16 protein-coding genes and 1 tRNA gene are annotated in these 17,061 nt (G+C 65.4%); 10 read left to right on the top strand and 7 right to left on the bottom strand.

From position 1 onward, the window contains the following. The first annotated feature begins 2 nt into the window (after positions 1-2). The 3 genes from H8M03_RS10710 to H8M03_RS10700 are packed head-to-tail and all read left to right on the top strand — an operon-like array spanning position 3 to position 2,919. Positions 3-1,373 carry a glutamate--cysteine ligase gene (locus H8M03_RS10710; RefSeq protein WP_187479423.1) on the top strand — a complete coding sequence of 457 codons (1,371 nt, stop codon included), beginning with the start codon at positions 3-5 and terminating at the stop codon, positions 1,371-1,373. After that, a complete protein-coding gene (gene pip / locus H8M03_RS10705; RefSeq protein WP_187479422.1) occupies positions 1,374-2,345 on the top strand; it encodes a prolyl aminopeptidase in 972 nt (323 codons plus the stop codon). It abuts the gene before it with no gap. Next, the gene (locus H8M03_RS10700) at positions 2,302-2,919 is read left to right on the top strand and encodes a hypothetical protein (protein ID WP_187479421.1); all 618 of its coding nucleotides are present in this window, start codon (positions 2,302-2,304) and stop codon (positions 2,917-2,919) included. The genes pip and H8M03_RS10700 overlap by 44 nt, the downstream gene beginning before the upstream one ends. On the opposite strand, the gene ligD is transcribed toward H8M03_RS10700, so the two are convergent. Genes ligD through trpD form a run of 6 tightly spaced genes read right to left on the bottom strand, consistent with a single transcriptional unit; the run spans position 2,876 to position 10,715 of the window. Beyond that, positions 2,876-5,404, bottom strand: a complete 2,529-nt coding sequence (gene ligD / locus H8M03_RS10695) for a DNA ligase D (protein WP_187479420.1) — start codon at positions 5,402-5,404, stop codon at positions 2,876-2,878. The genes H8M03_RS10700 and ligD overlap by 44 nt on opposite strands. 3 nt (positions 5,405-5,407) lie before the next feature. Beyond that, positions 5,408-6,277 (bottom strand): non-homologous end joining protein Ku, encoded by an 870-nt coding sequence (ku, locus tag H8M03_RS10690; RefSeq protein ID WP_187479419.1) that lies wholly within the window; start codon positions 6,275-6,277, stop codon positions 5,408-5,410. Positions 6,278-6,306: 29 nt separating this feature from the next. Further along, positions 6,307-7,101 carry a tryptophan synthase subunit alpha gene (trpA, locus tag H8M03_RS10685; protein WP_187479418.1) on the bottom strand — a complete coding sequence of 265 codons (795 nt, stop codon included), beginning with the start codon at positions 7,099-7,101 and terminating at the stop codon, positions 6,307-6,309. After that, on the bottom strand, positions 7,098-8,201 hold the full coding sequence (gene trpB / locus H8M03_RS10680; protein ID WP_222931923.1) for a tryptophan synthase subunit beta: 1,104 nt from the start codon (positions 8,199-8,201) through the stop codon (positions 7,098-7,100). Before trpB ends, trpA begins: the two co-directional genes overlap by 4 nt. 47 nt (positions 8,202-8,248) lie before the next feature. Next, a complete protein-coding gene (gene trpCF, locus H8M03_RS10675; RefSeq protein WP_187479416.1) occupies positions 8,249-9,634 on the bottom strand; it encodes a bifunctional indole-3-glycerol-phosphate synthase TrpC/phosphoribosylanthranilate isomerase TrpF in 1,386 nt (461 codons plus the stop codon). Next, on the bottom strand, positions 9,627-10,715 hold the full coding sequence (gene trpD / locus H8M03_RS10670; RefSeq protein WP_187479415.1) for an anthranilate phosphoribosyltransferase: 1,089 nt from the start codon (positions 10,713-10,715) through the stop codon (positions 9,627-9,629). The genes trpCF and trpD overlap by 8 nt, the downstream gene beginning before the upstream one ends. Positions 10,716-10,984: 269 nt before the next feature. On the opposite strand from trpD, the gene H8M03_RS10665 reads away from it, so the two are divergent. The 3 genes from H8M03_RS10665 (at position 10,985) to H8M03_RS10655 (ending at position 13,617) form a co-directional block, all read left to right on the top strand. Continuing rightward, positions 10,985-11,058, top strand: a tRNA-Gly gene (locus tag H8M03_RS10665). Positions 11,059-11,234: 176 nt separating this feature from the next. Further along, positions 11,235-13,181, top strand: a complete 1,947-nt coding sequence (gene ftsH, locus H8M03_RS10660; RefSeq protein WP_187479414.1) for an ATP-dependent zinc metalloprotease FtsH — start codon at positions 11,235-11,237, stop codon at positions 13,179-13,181. Positions 13,182-13,239: 58 nt separating this feature from the next. Then, positions 13,240-13,617, top strand: a complete 378-nt coding sequence (locus H8M03_RS10655) for a hypothetical protein (protein WP_187479413.1) — start codon at positions 13,240-13,242, stop codon at positions 13,615-13,617. Here H8M03_RS10655 and H8M03_RS10650 read toward each other — a convergent pair. Continuing rightward, positions 13,614-14,684, bottom strand: coding sequence for a DUF3667 domain-containing protein (locus H8M03_RS10650; RefSeq protein ID WP_187479412.1), 1,071 nt, complete (start codon positions 14,682-14,684; stop codon positions 13,614-13,616). The two genes, H8M03_RS10655 and H8M03_RS10650, sit on opposite strands and share 4 nt — an antisense overlap. A 46-nt stretch (positions 14,685-14,730) precedes the next feature. On the opposite strand from H8M03_RS10650, the gene H8M03_RS10645 reads away from it, so the two are divergent. From H8M03_RS10645 to H8M03_RS10630, 4 genes are read left to right on the top strand one after another with little or no spacing between them, the layout of a single operon-like run. Further along, on the top strand, positions 14,731-15,378 hold the full coding sequence (locus H8M03_RS10645) for a nicotinate-nucleotide adenylyltransferase (protein ID WP_187479411.1): 648 nt from the start codon (positions 14,731-14,733) through the stop codon (positions 15,376-15,378). Between the two features lie 9 nt (positions 15,379-15,387). After that, the gene (gene rsfS, locus H8M03_RS10640) at positions 15,388-15,789 is read left to right on the top strand and encodes a ribosome silencing factor (RefSeq protein WP_187479410.1); all 402 of its coding nucleotides are present in this window, start codon (positions 15,388-15,390) and stop codon (positions 15,787-15,789) included. Between the two features lie 4 nt (positions 15,790-15,793). Next, positions 15,794-16,633 carry a serine hydrolase gene (locus H8M03_RS10635; RefSeq protein WP_187479409.1) on the top strand — a complete coding sequence of 280 codons (840 nt, stop codon included), beginning with the start codon at positions 15,794-15,796 and terminating at the stop codon, positions 16,631-16,633. A 3-nt stretch (positions 16,634-16,636) separates the two neighbouring features. Further along, a complete protein-coding gene (locus H8M03_RS10630; RefSeq protein WP_187479408.1) occupies positions 16,637-17,059 on the top strand; it encodes a 23S rRNA (pseudouridine(1915)-N(3))-methyltransferase RlmH in 423 nt (140 codons plus the stop codon). The last annotated feature ends 2 nt before the right edge of the window (positions 17,060-17,061 follow it).

The following is a 17,061-nucleotide window of genomic DNA, read 5'->3' as shown; positions in this document are numbered from 1 at the left end:
GCATGACCACTCGGACAGACGATAGCGAAAGCGCAGCGGTCGAGAGCCGCGACGACCTGCTGGCCACGTTCGCGGCCGGGGAAAAGCGGCGCGAGGCGTGGCTGATCGGCACCGAGCACGAGAAGTTCGTCTATCGCACGGCCGACTTTCGAGCCCCGTCCTACGACGAGACCGGCGGCATCCGCGACCTGCTGAACGGCCTGACCGAATATAGCTGGCAACCGGTGATTGAAGGCGGAAACGTCATCGCCTTGTCCGGGCCGGACGGGACCATCAGCCTGGAACCGGCGGGGCAGTTCGAATTGTCCGGTGCGGCGCTCGAAACGCTGCACCAGACCTGCGCCGAGGCCGGGCGTCACCTGACCCAGTGCAAGGCGGTCGGAGAGAAACTGGGGATCGGTTTCCTGGGCCTCGGCATGTGGCCGGACAAGACCCGCGCCGAGCTGCCGATCATGCCCAAGGGCCGCTATGCGATCATGCTCAATTACATGCCCAAGGTCGGCACCCTTGGCCTCGACATGATGCTGCGCACCTGCACCATCCAGACCAACCTGGATTACTGGTCCGAAGCCGACATGGTGAAGAAATTCCGGGTCGGCCTGGCGCTGCAGCCGGTGGCCACCGCCCTGTTCGCCAATTCGCCGTTCACCGAGGGCAAGCCCAACGGCTATCTCAGTTTCCGCAGTCATATCTGGGAAGATACCGACCCCGACCGCACGGGCATGCTGCCCTTCGTGTTCGAAGACGGGTTCGGGTACGAACGCTATCTCGACTATGCGCTCGATGTGCCGATGTACTTCCTGTACCGCGACGGGAAGTATCTGGATGTCGCCGGCGAAAGCTTCCGCGCCTTCATGGACGGCAAGCTTCCGCATCTGCCGGGCGAGAAGCCTCGGCTGGCCGATTTCACCGACCATTTGTCGACCATCTTTCCCGAGGTTCGGCTGAAGAGTTTCCTTGAGATGCGCGGCGCGGATGGCGGACCCTGGAATCGCATCTGTGCGCTTCCGGCGCTGTGGGTCGGCCTGCTGTACGATGACAGCGCGCTCGACGCCGCGTGGGACCTGGTTAAGCATTGGTCGATCGCGGAGCATGAGCAATTGCGGCGCGACGTGCCGCGGCTGGCGCTGAAGGCGCCGGCGCCGGGAGGCGGGACAGTGCACGACCTTGCCCGGCAAGTGCTCGACATCGCCGCCGGCGGGCTGGCGCGGCGCGGCCAGCTCAATTCGGCCGGGGACAATGAAAGCGGCTTCCTCAATCCGCTTCACGAGATCGTCGCCAGCGGCAAGACGCCCGCCGACCGACTGCTCGACCTTTATCACGGCCCGTGGAACGGCGACGTCAGCCGGGTCTATTCGGAGATGAGCTTCTAGATGGACACGCAAACCGGCAACCGCCGCGGATTGTATCCGGCGTTCGAACCGTATCAGACCGGCATGCTGGATGTCGGCAACGGCCACAGCCTGTACTGGGAATTGAGCGGCAATCCGGACGGCAAGCCGGCAGTGTTTCTGCATGGCGGCCCGGGCGGCGGATCCTCCCCCGAGCATCGCCGCCAGTTCGATCCGGACAAGTACAAGATCCTGGTGTTCGACCAGCGCGGCTGCGGCAAGTCGACGCCCTATGCGAGCCTTGAAAACAACACCACCGATGACCTTGTTGGCGACATCGAGAAGCTGCGGACGGAAGTCGCGCAAGTCGACAAATGGCTGGTGTTCGGCGGCAGCTGGGGCTCGACGCTGTCGATCACTTATGCGGAACGTTATCCGGACCGGGTCACCGAGCTGGTGCTGCGAGGCATCTTCCTGTTCGACCAGTATGAAATCGACTGGCTGTTTGCCCCGGGCGGGGCATCGCAGGTCTACCCCGACAAGTTCGAGGATTTCCTCGCGCCCATCCCGGAAGGCGAGCGCGACAACCTGGTCGAAGCCTACCAGCGCCAGCTGACCAGCGACGACAAGGCCGTCCAGCTCCGCGCCGCGCAGGCGTGGAGCGCGTGGGAAGGCAACACCGTCACCGTATTGCCAAACGCGGAGACGATGGAGCATTTCACCAGTCCCGAAGTAGCGGTCGCCATCGCCCGGATCGAGAATCACTACATGGTCAACGGCGGCTGGCTTGAGGAAGGCGAGCTGCTTGCCGGAGCAAGCAAGCTCAAGGGCATTCCCGGCATCATCGTCCAAGGCCGCCACGACACCTGCACCCCGCCGAGCGCGGCCTGGTCATTGAAAAAGGCCTGGCCGGAAGTCGACCTGCAGATCATCCCCGACGGCGGGCACCTCTACAACGAGCCCGGCATCCTTGACGGGCTGGTTCGGGCAACGGACTATTTCGCGGATCGGTAGCATTTCGCACCTGGCGCGGGCCGGCCGCGTCACCCTGCTCGCGGGGCTGATGTTGTTACTGACTTCGTGCCAGCCGCCCGCCCGCGACATCATCGTCAATTGGCATAACGGTCGGCTACTGGTCGATTTTCCGTGGAGTCTTTGGCGCTTGGTCGGGCTCCAGAACCGCAATTACTGTTTTTCGCAAGTTGAGCTGTTCGACCAGTCTCAAGTGCTGTGGATGTTAAAACAGGATGAAAAAGGCCCAGTCTGGCATTCCTGCTTCGACGTGCAGATGCCCTTCGCAATCGGCGTTCCGCTTGAGAAATTTACCGCTGCTGGAATCGCCCGGCTGCAGCGCGGCAAGGTCTACGGGATCGACATACGCGGTATCGGCCGGGAACGGGTCGATTTCATGCTTCGAACGGGGTCCAAGATCGCAATCGAACGCGATTGGGAAAGGGTGATCGACCCGCCCTGCAAGCAGCTTCAATCTGAATGTTCCGCACCTCGGGACATGCCATGGAAGCGACCGCCATGGCGCGAAAACCTTATGCCTCCGGAAGGGCCTGCTTCACGTCGCCCCAGCCCTTGAGCGCATTTGACTCCGCACGCTCGAACAGCCTGTCCACATCGCGGATGGTGAAGGCATTGCCGCCCTTGAAATCGTCCAATTCGGCCCACGCCACGGGCACCGCGACCGGCGCGCCTTCGCGGGCGCGGGCGGAATAGGGCATCACTGCGGTCGATCCGCGCTGGTTGCGCAGCCAGTCTAGGAAGATGCGGCCCTTGCGCTGCACCTTGCGCATGTTGGCGGTGAACATTTCCGGCTCCGCTTCCGCTACCGCGCGGGCGAAGCGCTCGGCAAAACTGGTCACCGCATCCCAGTCCGCCGACGCGTCGAGCGGAGCGACCACGTGCACGCCCTTGCCGCCGGTCAGCATGGGAAAGGTTTCCAGGCCCATGTCCTTGAGCAGGTCGCGGATGCGCCGCGCGGCGTCGCGCACGTCGGCGAACTTCAATCCTTCGTCGGGATCCAGGTCGAACACCAGCCGGTCGGGATGTTCGACATTATCGGCGCGGCTGCCCCAGCCATGGAATTCGATCGTCCCCATCTGCACGCAGCCGAGCAGTCCGCGAATGTCGTCGAAGCAGAGATATTCGGCCGTGCCGCCCTTCTTCTCCCGGATCTCCACCTGTTTGACGAAGTCGCCCATCGACCCGGTGTCATGCTTCTGGAAAAAGCATTTCTTGGCCCTGCCTTGCGGGCAGCGGATCAGGGTGATCGGGCGATTGCCGCTGTCCGGCATGATCAGCGGGCCGATCGCAGCATAATAAGCCGCGAGGTCGCCCTTCGTTAGTTTCTCTGTCGGGAAGATCGCCCGGTCGGTGCTGCTGATCCGCACGCCAAGACTTTCTGGCGTGGCATAGTCCCGCGTTGCGCTCTTGCCCTTGGTCTTGGCCTTCGTGGACGCCGCCTTCGCGGCCTTGGGCAGGTCGGCGGGGGTTTCGACCACCACTTCCGACGCCGGCTTGTCGTCGCGCAGCGCGATAAAACTGGGATGGCGCAGGATGTTGTCCGAGGTGAATTCGGTGAACGCGACCTCCGCCACCAATTGCGGCTTGATGAAATGCGCGCCCTTGCGTTCCGTCCGCGGGATTTCGACCGGCGCGGCCTTCACTTCCAGCGGCTTCATCAGCTCCATAAGATCGTGGAGCATCTGCGTATTGAAGCCGGTGCCGACCTTGCCGACGTAGCTGAGCTTGCCCTTGTCCTTGGCCGCCAGCAGCAGCGAGCGAAAGCCGATGCGGCGGTCGCTTTCGACCCAGCCGACGACGACGAATTCCTGTCGCTCGATACATTTGATCTTCAGCCAGCTTTTAGACCGGCCGTGGCGATAGGGCGCGTCAGCCTTCTTGGCGATGATCCCTTCGCCGCCGTCCTTGCAGACGGCGTTGAACAGTGCCTCGCCCTTGCCGTCGATATGGTCGCCGTACAGGATCGCCGTCGGCGCACCCTTGAGGAGCGTCTGCAGGCGCATCTTGCGCTCGATATTGGGGAGCTTGGTGATGTCCTCGCCGCGATCGACCAGCAGGTCGAAGGCGTAATAGGCAAGGTTCGCGCCCTTCCCGTCCTTCAGCGTCGACTGCAGCAACTGGAAATCGGGCTTGCCGTCCTTGGTAAGCGCCACCGCCTCGCCATCGATCAGGCAACCGGGCGGAAGCTTTTCCGCGGCCTTGGCGAGGCTGCGAAACTTGTCGCTCCAGTCCTTGCCGTTGCGGGTCCAGGCGGTGACCGCGCCATCGCCGGTGGCAAGCAGTAGCCGGTAGCCGTCATATTTATATTCGAACAGCCAGCCCGGGCCGGTCGGCACGTCGTCCACCAGGGTCGCCTTTTGCGGCGACTGGAATTCGGGCGGAGCGGCCGCGGGTGCCTTCTTCGTCCGGCCGCCCGACGTCCCGCCGCGATTGGATTTCCACACGTCGCTGCCGGAAGCGATTTCGGCCATGGTCCGTCCTGTCGTTACGCTGTCGGTGCAGTGGTCGACCAACGCGTCGCCGTCATCGGCGCGCGCTTCGTCGTCGGTGACCTTCTTGAGCATCCACGCCTCGCCCTTTTCGCCGGGCTTGGCCTTCATCCGGAACATCACCCATTCGCCCTTCATCCGCTCGCCTTCGAGCGTGAAGTGGAGGTGGCCCTCCTCGATCGTCTTGCTGGGGTCCTTGTCGGGATGCGGGATCCACCGGCCGCGGTCCCACAGCATCACCGTGCCGCCGCCATATTCGCCTTCGGGGATGGTGCCTTCGAACGTGCCGTAGTCGAGCGGATGATCTTCGGTTCGCATCGCCAGCCGGTTGGTCCCCGGGTCGAGACTCGGGCCCTTTGGCACGGCCCAGCTTTTGAGCACGCCGTCCAGTTCCAGCCGAAAGTCCCAGTGCAGCCGCGACGCTTCGTGCTTCTGGACGACGAAGCTGTCGCCGGTCCCTTTCAGCTTGCGGCCCTTGGGCTCCTTCGTTTTCGAGAAGTCGCGCTTCGCATTGTAGGTCTTGATGTCGAGCGTCTTGGAAGCGCGCGCCATCGCTTACTTCCGCCCGCCGGCGGCCTTCTTCTTCGGCGCCGCGGCTTTCGGCTTGGCTTTCGACTTGGCCTTGGGCGTGGCCTTGGCGTCGTCGCCAAGGCTCTTCTTCAACGCGGCCATCAGGTCGATGACGTTGGACCGGTCGGCGGGCGCATCTTCGTCCGGATCCTGGATGACCTTGCCCTTGGTCTTGCGCTTCTGTTCGATCAGTTTCTGCAGCGCATCGACATAGCGGTTGTGAAATTCCTTGGCGTCGAATTCACCCGCCTTCTTTTCGATCAGGGTCGAGGCGAGGTCGAGCAGGTCGGCGTCCGGCTTCGCGTCACCGATCTCGTTGAAGTAGCTGCCGGCCTTGCGCACCTCGTCGGCGTAGCGGAGCGTTTCCAGCAGCATGCCCTTGCCGCACGGCTTGATCGCGATGACATGTTCCTGCCCGCGCATCGCCAGCTGGCCGATGCCAACCTTGCGCGCTTTGCGCAGCGCCTCGCGAACGACGATGAACGCTTCTTCGGCCAGGTCGTCGGCCGGGACCACGTAATAGGGCTTTTCGAAGTACATCGCGTCGATGTCGCCGATGTCGACGAACTGGACGAGGTCGAGCGTCTTGCGGCTTTCGAGCTTCACCTTCTCGATTTCTTCGGGGTCGAGCAGGACATATTCGCCCTTCGACACCTCATAGCCCTTCATGATCTCGTCGCGGTCGACGGGGCCGATGCCGGGCACAACCTTTTCATAGCGGATGCGCTTGCCGCTTGGTTCGTGCACCTGGTGAAAGGAGATGGACGCGCCGGTCTTCGTCGCCGGGTAGAGTTCTACCGGGATCGAAACTAGGGCGAGGCGGATCTGGCCTCTCCAAACGGGACGTGCTGCCATGCTGTTGCGCCTCCTAGCGGACGGCGGAGTCAAATCATCGCGGTGGCGAGTCGTTCCCGAGTGGCGTCCTTCAGCCCGCGAACCAGTGCCTCCACGTCGCCGCCCTCGGCCGCCGTGCGGACGATCGCGGAGCCGCAGATGACGCCCGCGGCGCCGGTCCGGAGCGCGGCCCGGACGTCGTCGGGCGTGGCGATGCCGAAGCCGTAGACCGGCGGCGGAGCGCCGGCGTCGTGCAGGCGATCGACCAGAGCGCGGTCGAATTCGCCAGCCTTGTGCGTGCCGGTGATCCCGGCGCGGCTGACGCAATAGGTGTAGCCGCCGGCCAGGCGGGCGATCCTTCCCAGCGTCTCGTCGGGCGTGTTGGCGGCGGCGATCAGCACAGGATCGATGCCCGCCGCCCGCATGGCCTCGGCCCAGGGCGGCGCTTCGAACGCCGGCAGGTCGGCGACCAGCAGGCTGTCCGCGCCCGCCGCAGTCGCCCGGTCGAAGAATGCGTCGCGCCCGCGAGCCACCACCAAATTGGCGTAGGTCAGGATGCCGACCGGCACCTGCGGATGGCGCGTTCGGAATCCGGCGATGAGGTCGAAGCATTGGGCGGTGCGAACGCCGGCGGCGAGCGCGCGCTGCGCCGCCGCCTGGATGACCGGGCCGTCCGCCACCGGATCGGAATAGGGAATGCCAACCTCCACCATGTCGGCGCCGCCGCGCACGACGGCGTCGAGCAGGCCGGCGCACCGTTCCGGGTCGGGGTCGCCAAGCATCAGGAACGCGCCGAACGCGCCTTCGCCGTCCAGCCGGTCGAACATGGTCGCGTAACGGTTCATGCAGCCTCGCGCAGCAGGGCCTTGGCCTGCGCGACATCCTTGTCGCCGCGCCCGGACAGGCCGACGACGATGACATCGTCCGGCCGTTCGCGGGCGATCTTCAGCGCATGTGCCAGCGCATGAGCGGATTCGAATGCGCACAGGATGCCGGTCTTTTCCGCCAGCAGCCGGAACGCATCCATCGCCTCGCCATCGGTGACCCCGACATAGGCGGCGCGGCCGCTGTCCTTGAGGTGGGCATGTTCCGGTCCGACGCCGGGATAGTCGAGCCCGGCCGACACCGACCAGCTGTCGGAAATCTGCCCGTCCTCGTCCTGCAGCACATAGGTCTCTGCACCGTGGAGAATGCCCGGCCGGCCGCGCAGCAGGGTCGCTCCGTGTTCGGTCCCGTCGAGCCCCTTGCCCGCCGCCTCGACGCCGATGAGGTCGACCGGGTCCTCGACGAAGTCGGCGAACAGGCCAATGGCGTTGGAGCCGCCGCCAACGCAGGCGACGACCTTGTCGGGGAGCCGGCCCGCAAATTCCAGCACCTGCGCCCGTGATTCCTTGCCGATCACCCGTTGGTATTCGCGAACCATCAGCGGGAAAGGGTGCGGACCGGCGGCCGTACCGAGCAGGTAATGGGTGTCGGCGAAGCTGGCCGACCAGTCGCGCAGGGCCTCGTTGACCGCGTCCTTCAACGTGCGGTCTCCGGCGGTCACGGGGATCACCCGCGCGCCCATCAATTCCATCCGGAAGACGTTGAGCTGCTGCCGTTCGACGTCGTCGGCGCCCATGTAGATCTGGGTGTCGAAGCCGAACAGCGCACCAACGATGGCGGTGGCCACGCCATGCTGACCGGCACCGGTTTCCGCGATCAGCCGGGTCTTGCCCATCCGCTTGGCGAGCAGCGCCTGGCCCAGCACCTGGTTGGTCTTGTGCGCGCCGCCGTGGAGCAGGTCCTCGCGCTTCAGGAAGATGGTGCCGGGAAGATTGGCGGCGCGGGTCAGCGGCGTGGGCCGGCCGGCGTAGTTGCGCAAAAGGTCGTCGAGCTGGGCCGCGAATTCCGGATCGTTCCGCGTGTCGAGGAACGCGGCTTCGAGTTGTTCGAGCGCGGGCATCAGGATTTCGGGCACATAGGCGCCGCCGAACCGGCCAAAGCGGCCGCTCAGTCGCACCGTTCGACCTCTCGCCGGGACGGCGCGCGAAGCGCATCGAACACCTCTGCGATCCTGCGCGGCGATTTGACGCCGGGCGAGGAATCCACCGACGAGCCGACGTCGATCGCATAGGCGCCGAGCGCGGCCGCTTCACGGACGTTGGCCGTGCCAAGTCCGCCCGCGACAAGCCCGGTCTGAAGCCGGGCATGATCGCGAATCTGGTTCCAGTCGAACGGCCGGCCGGTGCCGCCCGGCCCGTTGTCGAACAGCGTCCGGTGGCCGTCGCGGAAAGCGATCGGGCCACGGCCGACGGACACCGCCGTCCACACCTCGCAATGACCGTCGAGCTCCCGCTTCAGGCGGCGGACATAGGTTTCGTCCTCCGCCCCGTGCAGCTGCACCGCGTGAAGATTAAGCAGCGCCGCAAGGTCGCTGACCACGTTGAGCGGCGCGTCCTGGAACACACCGACCGGAAGGACGCCGCGGCTGCGCGCCAGCCCGGCCAGCGGCGCGGCGTCGCCCGGAATGATATGGCGCGGGCTCGGCGGGACGAAAACGAAACCGGCGAAGGTCGCCGGTGCCGCCGCTTCGATGTCCCGTTCGGTCCGCAGGCCGCACAATTTAACCCGCCCGAAGACAAGATCGCGCGAGGCGGCGGCGGGATTATCGGATTTCATCAGCGAACTGCCGACGAGGAAGGCGTCGACGTGACGCGCGAGCAGGTCGACGTCGTTGCGGGTGGAAATGCCCGATTCCGATACCAGCACCGCATCGCCCGCCAGACGCGCCAGCCGGACGGTGGTGGCAAGGTCGATGGACAGGTCGCGCAGATCGCGGTTGTTGATGCCGATGACTCGGGCGCCAAGTGCTTTCGCCCGGTGCATCTCGGCCTCGTCATGGACCTCCACCAAGGCTTCCATGCCGAGCCGCTGGGCCTCGGCGATGAGGTCGTGGGCGATGGCGTCGCCGACCAGCGACATCATCACCAGCACCGCGTCGGCGCCGGCGATGCGCGCTTCGACCACCTGGCGCGCGTCGATGAAGAAGTCCTTGGCCAGGATCGGCCCGTCGAACGCACGGCGGGCGGCGGCGAGATCGTCGGTCGACCCGCCGAAGAAGCCCGCGTCGGTCAGCACGCTGAGCGCGTCGGCCACGCCGGCATAGCCGCGCGCGATCGCCGCCGGGTCGGCGCCTGGCCGGATTGCGCCCGCCGACGGCGACGCTTTCTTGATCTCGAGGATGAAGCGGCTGCCGGGCTTTGCGAGCGCGGCGGCGAAGTCGCGGGTCGACGGCCGCGCCTGCCGGCGCAGCGAATCGAGCGTGACGCCCGCGAACCGTTCCGCAATCTCGGCCTGCTTGGCAGCCTCGATCCGGCCAAGAATGCCCTCAGCCATTGCTCGCCTCGGTATAGCGGTCGAGCAACTTGCCGGCCGCGCCGCTGGCCAGCGCATCGGCGGCGATCGCCACGCCTGATTTGAAATCCTCCGCCTTGCCAGCGGTTGCCAGCAACGCGCCGGCATTCAGCGCGACCACGTCGCGCTCTTCGGCCTGACCCTTGCCATCGAGGAGGGCACGCAGTCTGGCCGCATTCTCCGCCGGGTCGCCGCCGGTGACGCTGCTCAATGGCGCGCGCTCGATCCCGGCGTCTTCGGGAGTGATGACGATCTCCTCCATCTCCCCATTACGAAGCATCAGCGCTCGGGTTTCGGCGTGGAGCGCAACTTCGTCGACGCCGCTGCCATGGACGATCATCGCCTGCTCGACGCCCATCGCGTCCAGGGTCGCGCCGATCCGGCGCAGCATCCTGGGATCCGCGACCCCGAGCAACTGCACGCGCGGGCTGGCCGGATTCACGCAGGGACCAAGCAGGTTCATCACTGTGCGCACCGACAATTGGCGGCGGACCAGCGCGGCATGTTTCATCCCCGGATGATAGGCAGGCGCGAAGAGGAAGCAGAAACCGGTGTCGTCGAGGATCTTGCGCGATTCGTCCGGCGACACGTCGATCTTCGCGCCGAGCGCCTCGAGCACGTCGGCGGACCCGCATTGCGAGCTGACGCTGCGATTGCCGTGCTTGACCACCGGCAGGCCGGCGGCGGCGGCAACGAAGGCCGCGGCGGTCGACACGTTGATCGTGCCCGACCCGTCGCCGCCGGTGCCGCAGCAGTCCGCGAACAAATAGTCCGGCCGGTCGAACGGGGTCGCGGCTGACGACAGGGCCCGGGCCGCACCGATCATCTCGTCCGCCGTTTCGCCCTTCATCCTCAGCGCGATCAGCATTCCGGCAATCTCCGCCGGCTCGAGCTTGCCCAGCACCAGCCGCTCGAACAGATGTTCGGACTGGTCGCTGGTCAGGTCCTCGCCGCTCAGCAGTAGCGGTAGGGGGTTGGGCACCGGGCCGTGGTCGACCGGTCCCGGGGCGGCAGTGGCGGCCGGGGCCGGAGCGTCGCGAAGCAAGGCAGTGGTGATGGTCATGATGGTCGTTCCTGAAACAAAAAAGCCCGCCGGTTGGCGGGCGGGCAGTCGAAAGATCGTAAGTGGCTAGTCGATCAGTCGCGCCATCGCGCCGCAAGGGTCGTCCCGCGCCACCAGCAGTGGACGGTCGAGGTTGCGGCAAAGGCGTTCAGGTGAGCCATCGGCACCTTGGGTAGGGGAGCGGCTCGCGGTTCGTCAAGCGGTTCAATCACTTGGCAATGGAGTTGACGGGTGCCGACGCCCGATGGCATTGCCGCGACCGCTGCCAAGCGGGTGTAGCTCAATGGTAGAGCAGAAGCCTTCCAAGCTTACGACGAGGGTTCGATTCCCTTCACCCGCTCCAACGCCGGCATGCCGGGGGCATGTCGAAGCGTTAGAGCGCCGGAGTGAAGCGACGGGCGACAACGCTGCTGGCGCGCCTCCCGCCCGCCTTCACCTCTCGTCAAGCTGACATTGTTATTGCTTATGATGCGCCTATCTTAGCGCAAAGGGCATTGCGCCCGTGATGCGAGGGACCCGATGAACGAGAAAAAGCCCGCCAATCCCTGGGTGAAGAGCCTGCTGATCTGGGTCGGCATCCTCTTCGGGCTGGTATTGTTCGTGCAGATGATCGGCGGCAGCACCAGCGCCACCGCCGGCAACGCCATCGGCTATTCCGAATTCGTCCGCCAGGTAAATGAAGGCAATGTGCGGTCGGTGACCATGTCGTCGACCCCGGGCGGAAACAGCCTCATTTCCGGCAAGCTGACCGACGGCGCCGATTTCCGCACCACGGCCCCGGCCGACGCGCAAATCTCCTCCACCCTCATCGGCAAGGGCGTCGACGTCCAGGTGAAGGCGGAGGAAGGTTCGTCCATCTGGATGCTGATGCTCTACAATTCGCTGCCGCTGCTGCTGATCATTGGCATCAGCTTCTTCGTCATGCGCCAGATGCAGAAGAACGCGGGCTCCGGAGCGATGGGCTTCGGCAAGAGCCGCGCGCGCATGCTGACGCAGAAGGAAGGCCGCGTGACCTTCGCCGACGTCGCCGGCATCGACGAAGCCCGCGAAGAGCTTCAGGAAATCGTCGAATATCTGAAGGACCCGGGCAAGTTCGCCCGGCTTGGCGGCAAGATCCCCAAGGGTGCGCTGCTCGTCGGCTCGCCCGGCACCGGCAAGACGCTGCTCGCCCGCGCCATCGCGGGTGAAGCGGGCGTACCCTTCTTCACCATCTCCGGCTCCGACTTTGTCGAGATGTTCGTCGGCGTCGGCGCCAGCCGCGTGCGCGACATGTTCGAGCAGGCGAAGAAGTCGGCGCCCTGCATCCTGTTCATCGACGAAATCGACGCCGTCGGCCGCCATCGCGGAGCCGGCCTCGGCAACGGCAACGACGAGCGCGAACAGACGCTCAACCAGCTGCTGGTCGAAATGGACGGCTTCGAGGCCAACGAAGGCATCATCATCATCGCGGCAACCAACCGGCCGGACGTGCTCGATCCCGCGCTGCTGCGCCCGGGCCGCTTCGACCGCCAGGTTGTCGTTCCGCGCCCGGACATCGAGGGCCGTGAGAAGATCCTTGCCGTGCACATGAAGAAAGTGCCGCTGGCGCCCGACGTCGACCCGCGCGTGATCGCCCGCGGAACGCCCGGCTTTTCCGGTGCGGACCTGGCCAACCTGGTCAACGAAGCCGCGCTGTGGGCGGCCCGCAAGGGCAAGCGCCTGGTCGCGATGCAGGAGTTCGAAGACGCCAAGGACAAGGTGCTGATGGGGTCCGAGCGCAAGTCCATGGTCATGACCGAGGACGAGAAGCGGATGACCGCATATCACGAGGCCGGTCACGCCATCGTCGCGCTGCACGAGCCGGCGTCCGACCCGATCCACAAGGCGACGATCATCCCGCGCGGCCGCGCGCTGGGCCTGGTCATGCGCCTGCCGGAACGCGACAGCTACAGCTATCACCGTGACAAGATGTACGCGAACCTCGCCGTGTCGATGGGCGGCCGCGTCGCCGAGGAAGTCATCTTCGGTTACGACAAGGTCAGTTCCGGAGCGTCGAGCGACATCAGCTACGCCACCGGCCTTGCCCGCGACATGGTCACCCGCTGGGGCATGTCCGACACGCTCGGCCCGCTGCAATATGCGGAGGCCGACGAGGAAGTGTTCCTGGGCTATAACGTCAACCGCCAGCGGCAGATGTCGAACGAAACGGCGCAGCTGATCGACAAGGAAATCCGGCGCATCGTCGACGAGGGTTACGAGCGGGCCAAGACCTTGCTCGAACAGCATCGCGACGAACTGGAAACGCTTGCCCAGGCGCTGCTCGAATATGAAACGCTGTCCGGCGACGAGATCAAGAAGCTCATCGCCGGTGACACCATCGAGCGCGGCGGCAAGTCCGGTCCGGAGATCCCGACGGCGGGATCGTCGATCCCCAAGTCGACCCGCAAGCAGCGCCCGCTGGGCGGACCGGCCCCCGCCGGCGCCTGAGGGTTCAACGGCGGTTCATCGCTGATCCCTTCATGGCGTGAGCCTAAAGGGGAAAACGATGCGTATCATCCTGCCGTTGTTGCTTGCCGCCTGTGTTGCCGCTCCCGCGTCGGCGCAGACCATGAATGCCGAGGCGTTCCACAATCGCGCCACCAAGCTGAAGGCGAAGGGGCCGCTGGCCCTATTGTCGGGCGGCGAGATCAAGGCATTGCAACAGGAAGGCCAGGCTGCCGGCGAAGCGGCCGCGGCGCAGATGAAGGCGGACAAGGCAGCCGGTCGGAAGACCCGTTTCTGCGCGCCGCCGGGCCCGCGCAAGATGGGCAGCGGCGAATTCATGGAACGGTTGTCGGCGATCCCCGCGGCGCAGCGTGCGCGCATCGACATGACGGAAGCGGTCACCCGCATCATGGCCGCCAAATTCCCCTGCCGGAGCTAGCCTAGCCCCGTCCCGATCAGCACCAGCAGCGTCCCGAACAGTCCCAGCGACAGGGATGCGAACAGCAGCAACATGACCGTTCGCCAGGCCGCGCTCCACCGCGACAGGTCGTAGGTGCCGCGCAGCTGCCGGTACATGTGCACCGGGGGAATGAGGTACATGACGGCATCGACGATGCCGTTCTTCAGTCCCGCCGCGCCGAGCAGTATGAGGACGATCAGCCACAGGCTCATGAACGCGATGGAATAAGTCACGAACACCAGGTGGTCGTAGACCGTCAGGCGTTCGCGGTACCGGCGGCGGTGAAGGAACAGCACCCAGACGAATGGCACGGAGATCGGGATCAGCGCCCATGAGAATTTATAGGCGTTGGCCTTGATCTTGTAGAGCAGCAGTTCCGGATTCTGCTTGGCTTTCTTGTAGGCGCTCGTGAACGTCCCGGCGCCTTCCATCTCGGCGTCTTCGGAAAAGACCGCCTTCGAAACGCCGTCCTGCTTGAGCTTTTCCAGCTCCCGGATCTCGGCCTTTACCGGCGGGATCTGCTGATCGACGCGGCCGGCCTCCGCCGCGTCGCCTTCGGTCAAGGCTTCGGCCTTGCGCCTTTCGAGTTTTTGCAGGGCCTCGCGCTGTTCGGTGAGGGACGCCTCGACACCGCGGCTGATGCCGAAATCCTCGCCGATGTCGTGGCCAAGGGCGCTGAACACCGCGAACATCAGGAACACCGTGAACAGGAACAGCGCCAGCGGCGAGATGAACTGGGCGCGCTGGCCATGGGCATAGCGGCGCGTGAGTTGGCCGGGATGAAGCGCGAGTAGCGGCATGGTGCGGGCGAACTTGCCGTCCAGGTGAAGGACGCTGTGCAGGAAATCGTGCCACCACGCGCCGATCGTCCGATGGACATGGGCGTGCTGCCCGCAGCAATGGCAGAACTTCCCGACCAGCTCGCAGCCGCAATTGAGGCACCGGGTCTCGTGCGTTCGACCGTCCTGTTCGCCGGCCGCCGGCTCGACCGCGCGTGCGACGATCCCGCCGGTCACGGCATCTCCGACTGCTTCGAAATCCGGCATCCCGATCCCCTTGCCCCGTCGCGACATTAGGCGGCGATTGGCAGCCATGCTAGCGGCTAGCGCCATGAAGCGCGTCGGACTGCTGGGCGGGTCGTTCAATCCCGCCCACGAAGGGCACCGCCAGCTCAGCCTGGCGGCGATCGACGCGCTTGCCCTTGACGAACTGTGGTGGCTGGTGTCGCCGGGCAACCCGCTGAAGGCCGGCGCGACCGACATGGCACCGTATGATGCGCGGCTGCAATCGGCGCGAGCGATGGCGGCGGGCACGCCGATCGCGGTCAGCGATATCGAAGCGCGACTGGGGACGCGCTACACTATCGACACCCTTACCGCGCTGGTCGCCGAACATCCGGACGACCGCTTCATCTGGTTGATGGGAGCGGACACCGTGGCCGAGTTTCACCGCTGGAAAGACTGGCAATCGATCGCGCAACTCCTTCCAATTGCAGTGCTTCCCCGCCCGGGCTATGATGCGTCCGCCCACGCGGCGCACGCGATGGGATGGTTGTCTGGGTTTGTCCGCCCGGCCGGCCAGGCCAAGCACTGGACGGAATGGAGCCTTCCGGCGTTTCTTTTCCTGAACCTGCCGACGAACGCTTCCTCCGCCACGGCCATTCGTGCGCACAACCCGAACTGGCACCGCAAACCGTCCGGTTCTACTGGAACCGCCGGCAACGGCGCGTCGCCGACATGAGGAGAAGCCTTGCCCGACCCGTCCGCTGAAGCCGGCAGCCCTGCGTCCGCGCAGGGGGATGTCGCCAAGCTCCATGAGCTCGTTCTCAAATCGCTGGACGACGACCAGGCGATCGAGGTGGTTTCCATCCCGCTGGAAGGCAAGTCGAGCATCGCCGACCACATGGTCGTCGCATCCGGCCGTTCGACCCGCCAGGTCGCCTCGATGGCGACCAAGTTGGCCGAGCGGGTCAAGCGCGAGTTCGGAAAATCGCCCAGGATCGAGGGGTTGCCCGCGGCCGACTGGGTGCTAATCGATGCCGACGACGTGATCGTCCACTTATTCCGCCCCGAAGTAAGAACATTTTACAATTTGGAGCGAATGTGGGCATTTGGTGACGACAAAGTAACCGCAACAGCTCAAGGTGGGTGAGCCGATGCATAGATTGACCGGATTCCTGATCTGCCTGCTGGCGCTCGTCGCCCAGCCGGCGGCTGCGCAAAGCCGGTTCGCGTCGCAGGTGCAGAACCAGCTGTCGGCGCTGATCACGACCAAATCGGCGGACGTCGGCATTGCCGCGATCGACCTGGTCACCGGCGAGAACGTCAACGTCCACGGCCAGGATCATTATCCCATGGCCAGCACGGTCAAGGTCGCGGTCGCCGCGACCTATTTGTCCTATGTCGAGAACGGCGACCGTTCGCTCGACGACATGATCGCCGGCCGGACCGCGTCCAGCCTGATGCGGGCGATGATCGTGCGCAGCGACAATCACGCCACCGACCTACTGCTCGACAATCTGGGCGGTCCCAAGACCATCCAGAAGTGGCTCAAGTTTCACAACGTCGAGGGCATGCGGGTCGATCGCACGATCGCGCAGCTGCTGCGCGCCAAGCGCGACCTGTATGAAAAGCTCGATTCGACGACGCCGATCGCCTTCGCCTTGTTTCTCCAGCGGCTCGACAAGGGCGAACTGTTGCGGCCGTCCAGCCGGGCCTATCTGCTTGACCTGATGGCCGATTGCCAGACCGGCAAGAACCGAATGCGCGCCCTGCTTCCCGCAGGCGTGGTTGCCCACAAGACGGGAACGCTCAACGGTTATTCCAGCGATGTCGGCTTCATCACCCTGCCCAACGGGCACCGCGTCGCTATCGCCATCTTCGCCCGTGGCGGCGACAACCGCCCGCGTGCGATCGCCGAGGCCGCCCGCCTGGTCTACGACGGGTTCAAGACGATGGTTCGCTGGCCCTATTCCATCACCGGCACGCCGCAGTAGCTTTTGCTGCTGCACATCGTCGCCCGGGGAAAGATCGGCCGCTCCGCGGAAGCCGAACTGGTCGACCGCTACCTCAAGCGCATCGCCTGGCCGGTCAAGCTGACCGAATTGCCCGACGGCGGGCGGTCCGGGCCGGCTGCTCCGCCCAACAGCGTCACCGTCCTGCTCGATGAAAAGGGCAAGGCGCTGTCGTCGATGCAGCTGGCGGACAAGCTCGAACAATGGCGCGACGGCGGCAAGCGGGAGGTCCGCTTCATGATCGGCGCCGCCGACGGCCACAGCCCCGCGGAACGGGACGATGCCGACCTCTTGCTGTCGTTCGGACCGGCGACCTGGCCGCACCTGCTGGTCCGCGCCATGCTGGCCGAACAGCTGTTCCGGGCGACGTCGATCCTTGCCAACCATCCTTATCACCGCGAAGGTTGAGG

The sequence above is a fragment of the Sphingomonas sabuli genome, assembly GCF_014352855.1.
GTDB lineage: Bacteria > Pseudomonadota > Alphaproteobacteria > Sphingomonadales > Sphingomonadaceae > Sphingomicrobium > Sphingomicrobium sabuli.
This window is presented reverse-complemented; position numbering and strand designations above follow the sequence as displayed.

What these genes read in the sequence shown, in the direction of transcription:
- trpB (WP_222931923.1), bottom strand. Translation starts at nt 8,201, where the DNA reads ATGCCCGCGCTCGAACAACTCGAAGCCGCGTTCCTCGACACGCGGAAC.
- H8M03_RS10655 (WP_187479413.1), top strand. Translation starts at nt 13,240, where the DNA reads ATGCGTATCATCCTGCCGTTGTTGCTTGCCGCCTGTGTTGCCGCTCCC.
- H8M03_RS10650 (WP_187479412.1), bottom strand. Translation starts at nt 14,684, where the DNA reads ATGCCGGATTTCGAAGCAGTCGGAGATGCCGTGACCGGCGGGATCGTC.
- trpA (WP_187479418.1), bottom strand. Translation starts at nt 7,101, where the DNA reads ATGAACCGTTACGCGACCATGTTCGACCGGCTGGACGGCGAAGGCGCG.
- trpD (WP_187479415.1), bottom strand. Translation starts at nt 10,715, where the DNA reads ATGACCATCACCACTGCCTTGCTTCGCGACGCTCCGGCCCCGGCCGCC.
- ku (WP_187479419.1), bottom strand. Translation starts at nt 6,277, where the DNA reads ATGGCAGCACGTCCCGTTTGGAGAGGCCAGATCCGCCTCGCCCTAGTT.
- H8M03_RS10710 (WP_187479423.1), top strand. Translation starts at nt 3, where the DNA reads ATGACCACTCGGACAGACGATAGCGAAAGCGCAGCGGTCGAGAGCCGC.
- H8M03_RS10635 (WP_187479409.1), top strand. Translation starts at nt 15,794, where the DNA reads ATGCATAGATTGACCGGATTCCTGATCTGCCTGCTGGCGCTCGTCGCC.
- H8M03_RS10645 (WP_187479411.1), top strand. Translation starts at nt 14,731, where the DNA reads ATGCTAGCGGCTAGCGCCATGAAGCGCGTCGGACTGCTGGGCGGGTCG.
- ftsH (WP_187479414.1), top strand. Translation starts at nt 11,235, where the DNA reads ATGAACGAGAAAAAGCCCGCCAATCCCTGGGTGAAGAGCCTGCTGATC.
- trpCF (WP_187479416.1), bottom strand. Translation starts at nt 9,634, where the DNA reads ATGGCTGAGGGCATTCTTGGCCGGATCGAGGCTGCCAAGCAGGCCGAG.
- pip (WP_187479422.1), top strand. Translation starts at nt 1,374, where the DNA reads ATGGACACGCAAACCGGCAACCGCCGCGGATTGTATCCGGCGTTCGAA.
- ligD (WP_187479420.1), bottom strand. Translation starts at nt 5,404, where the DNA reads ATGGCGCGCGCTTCCAAGACGCTCGACATCAAGACCTACAATGCGAAG.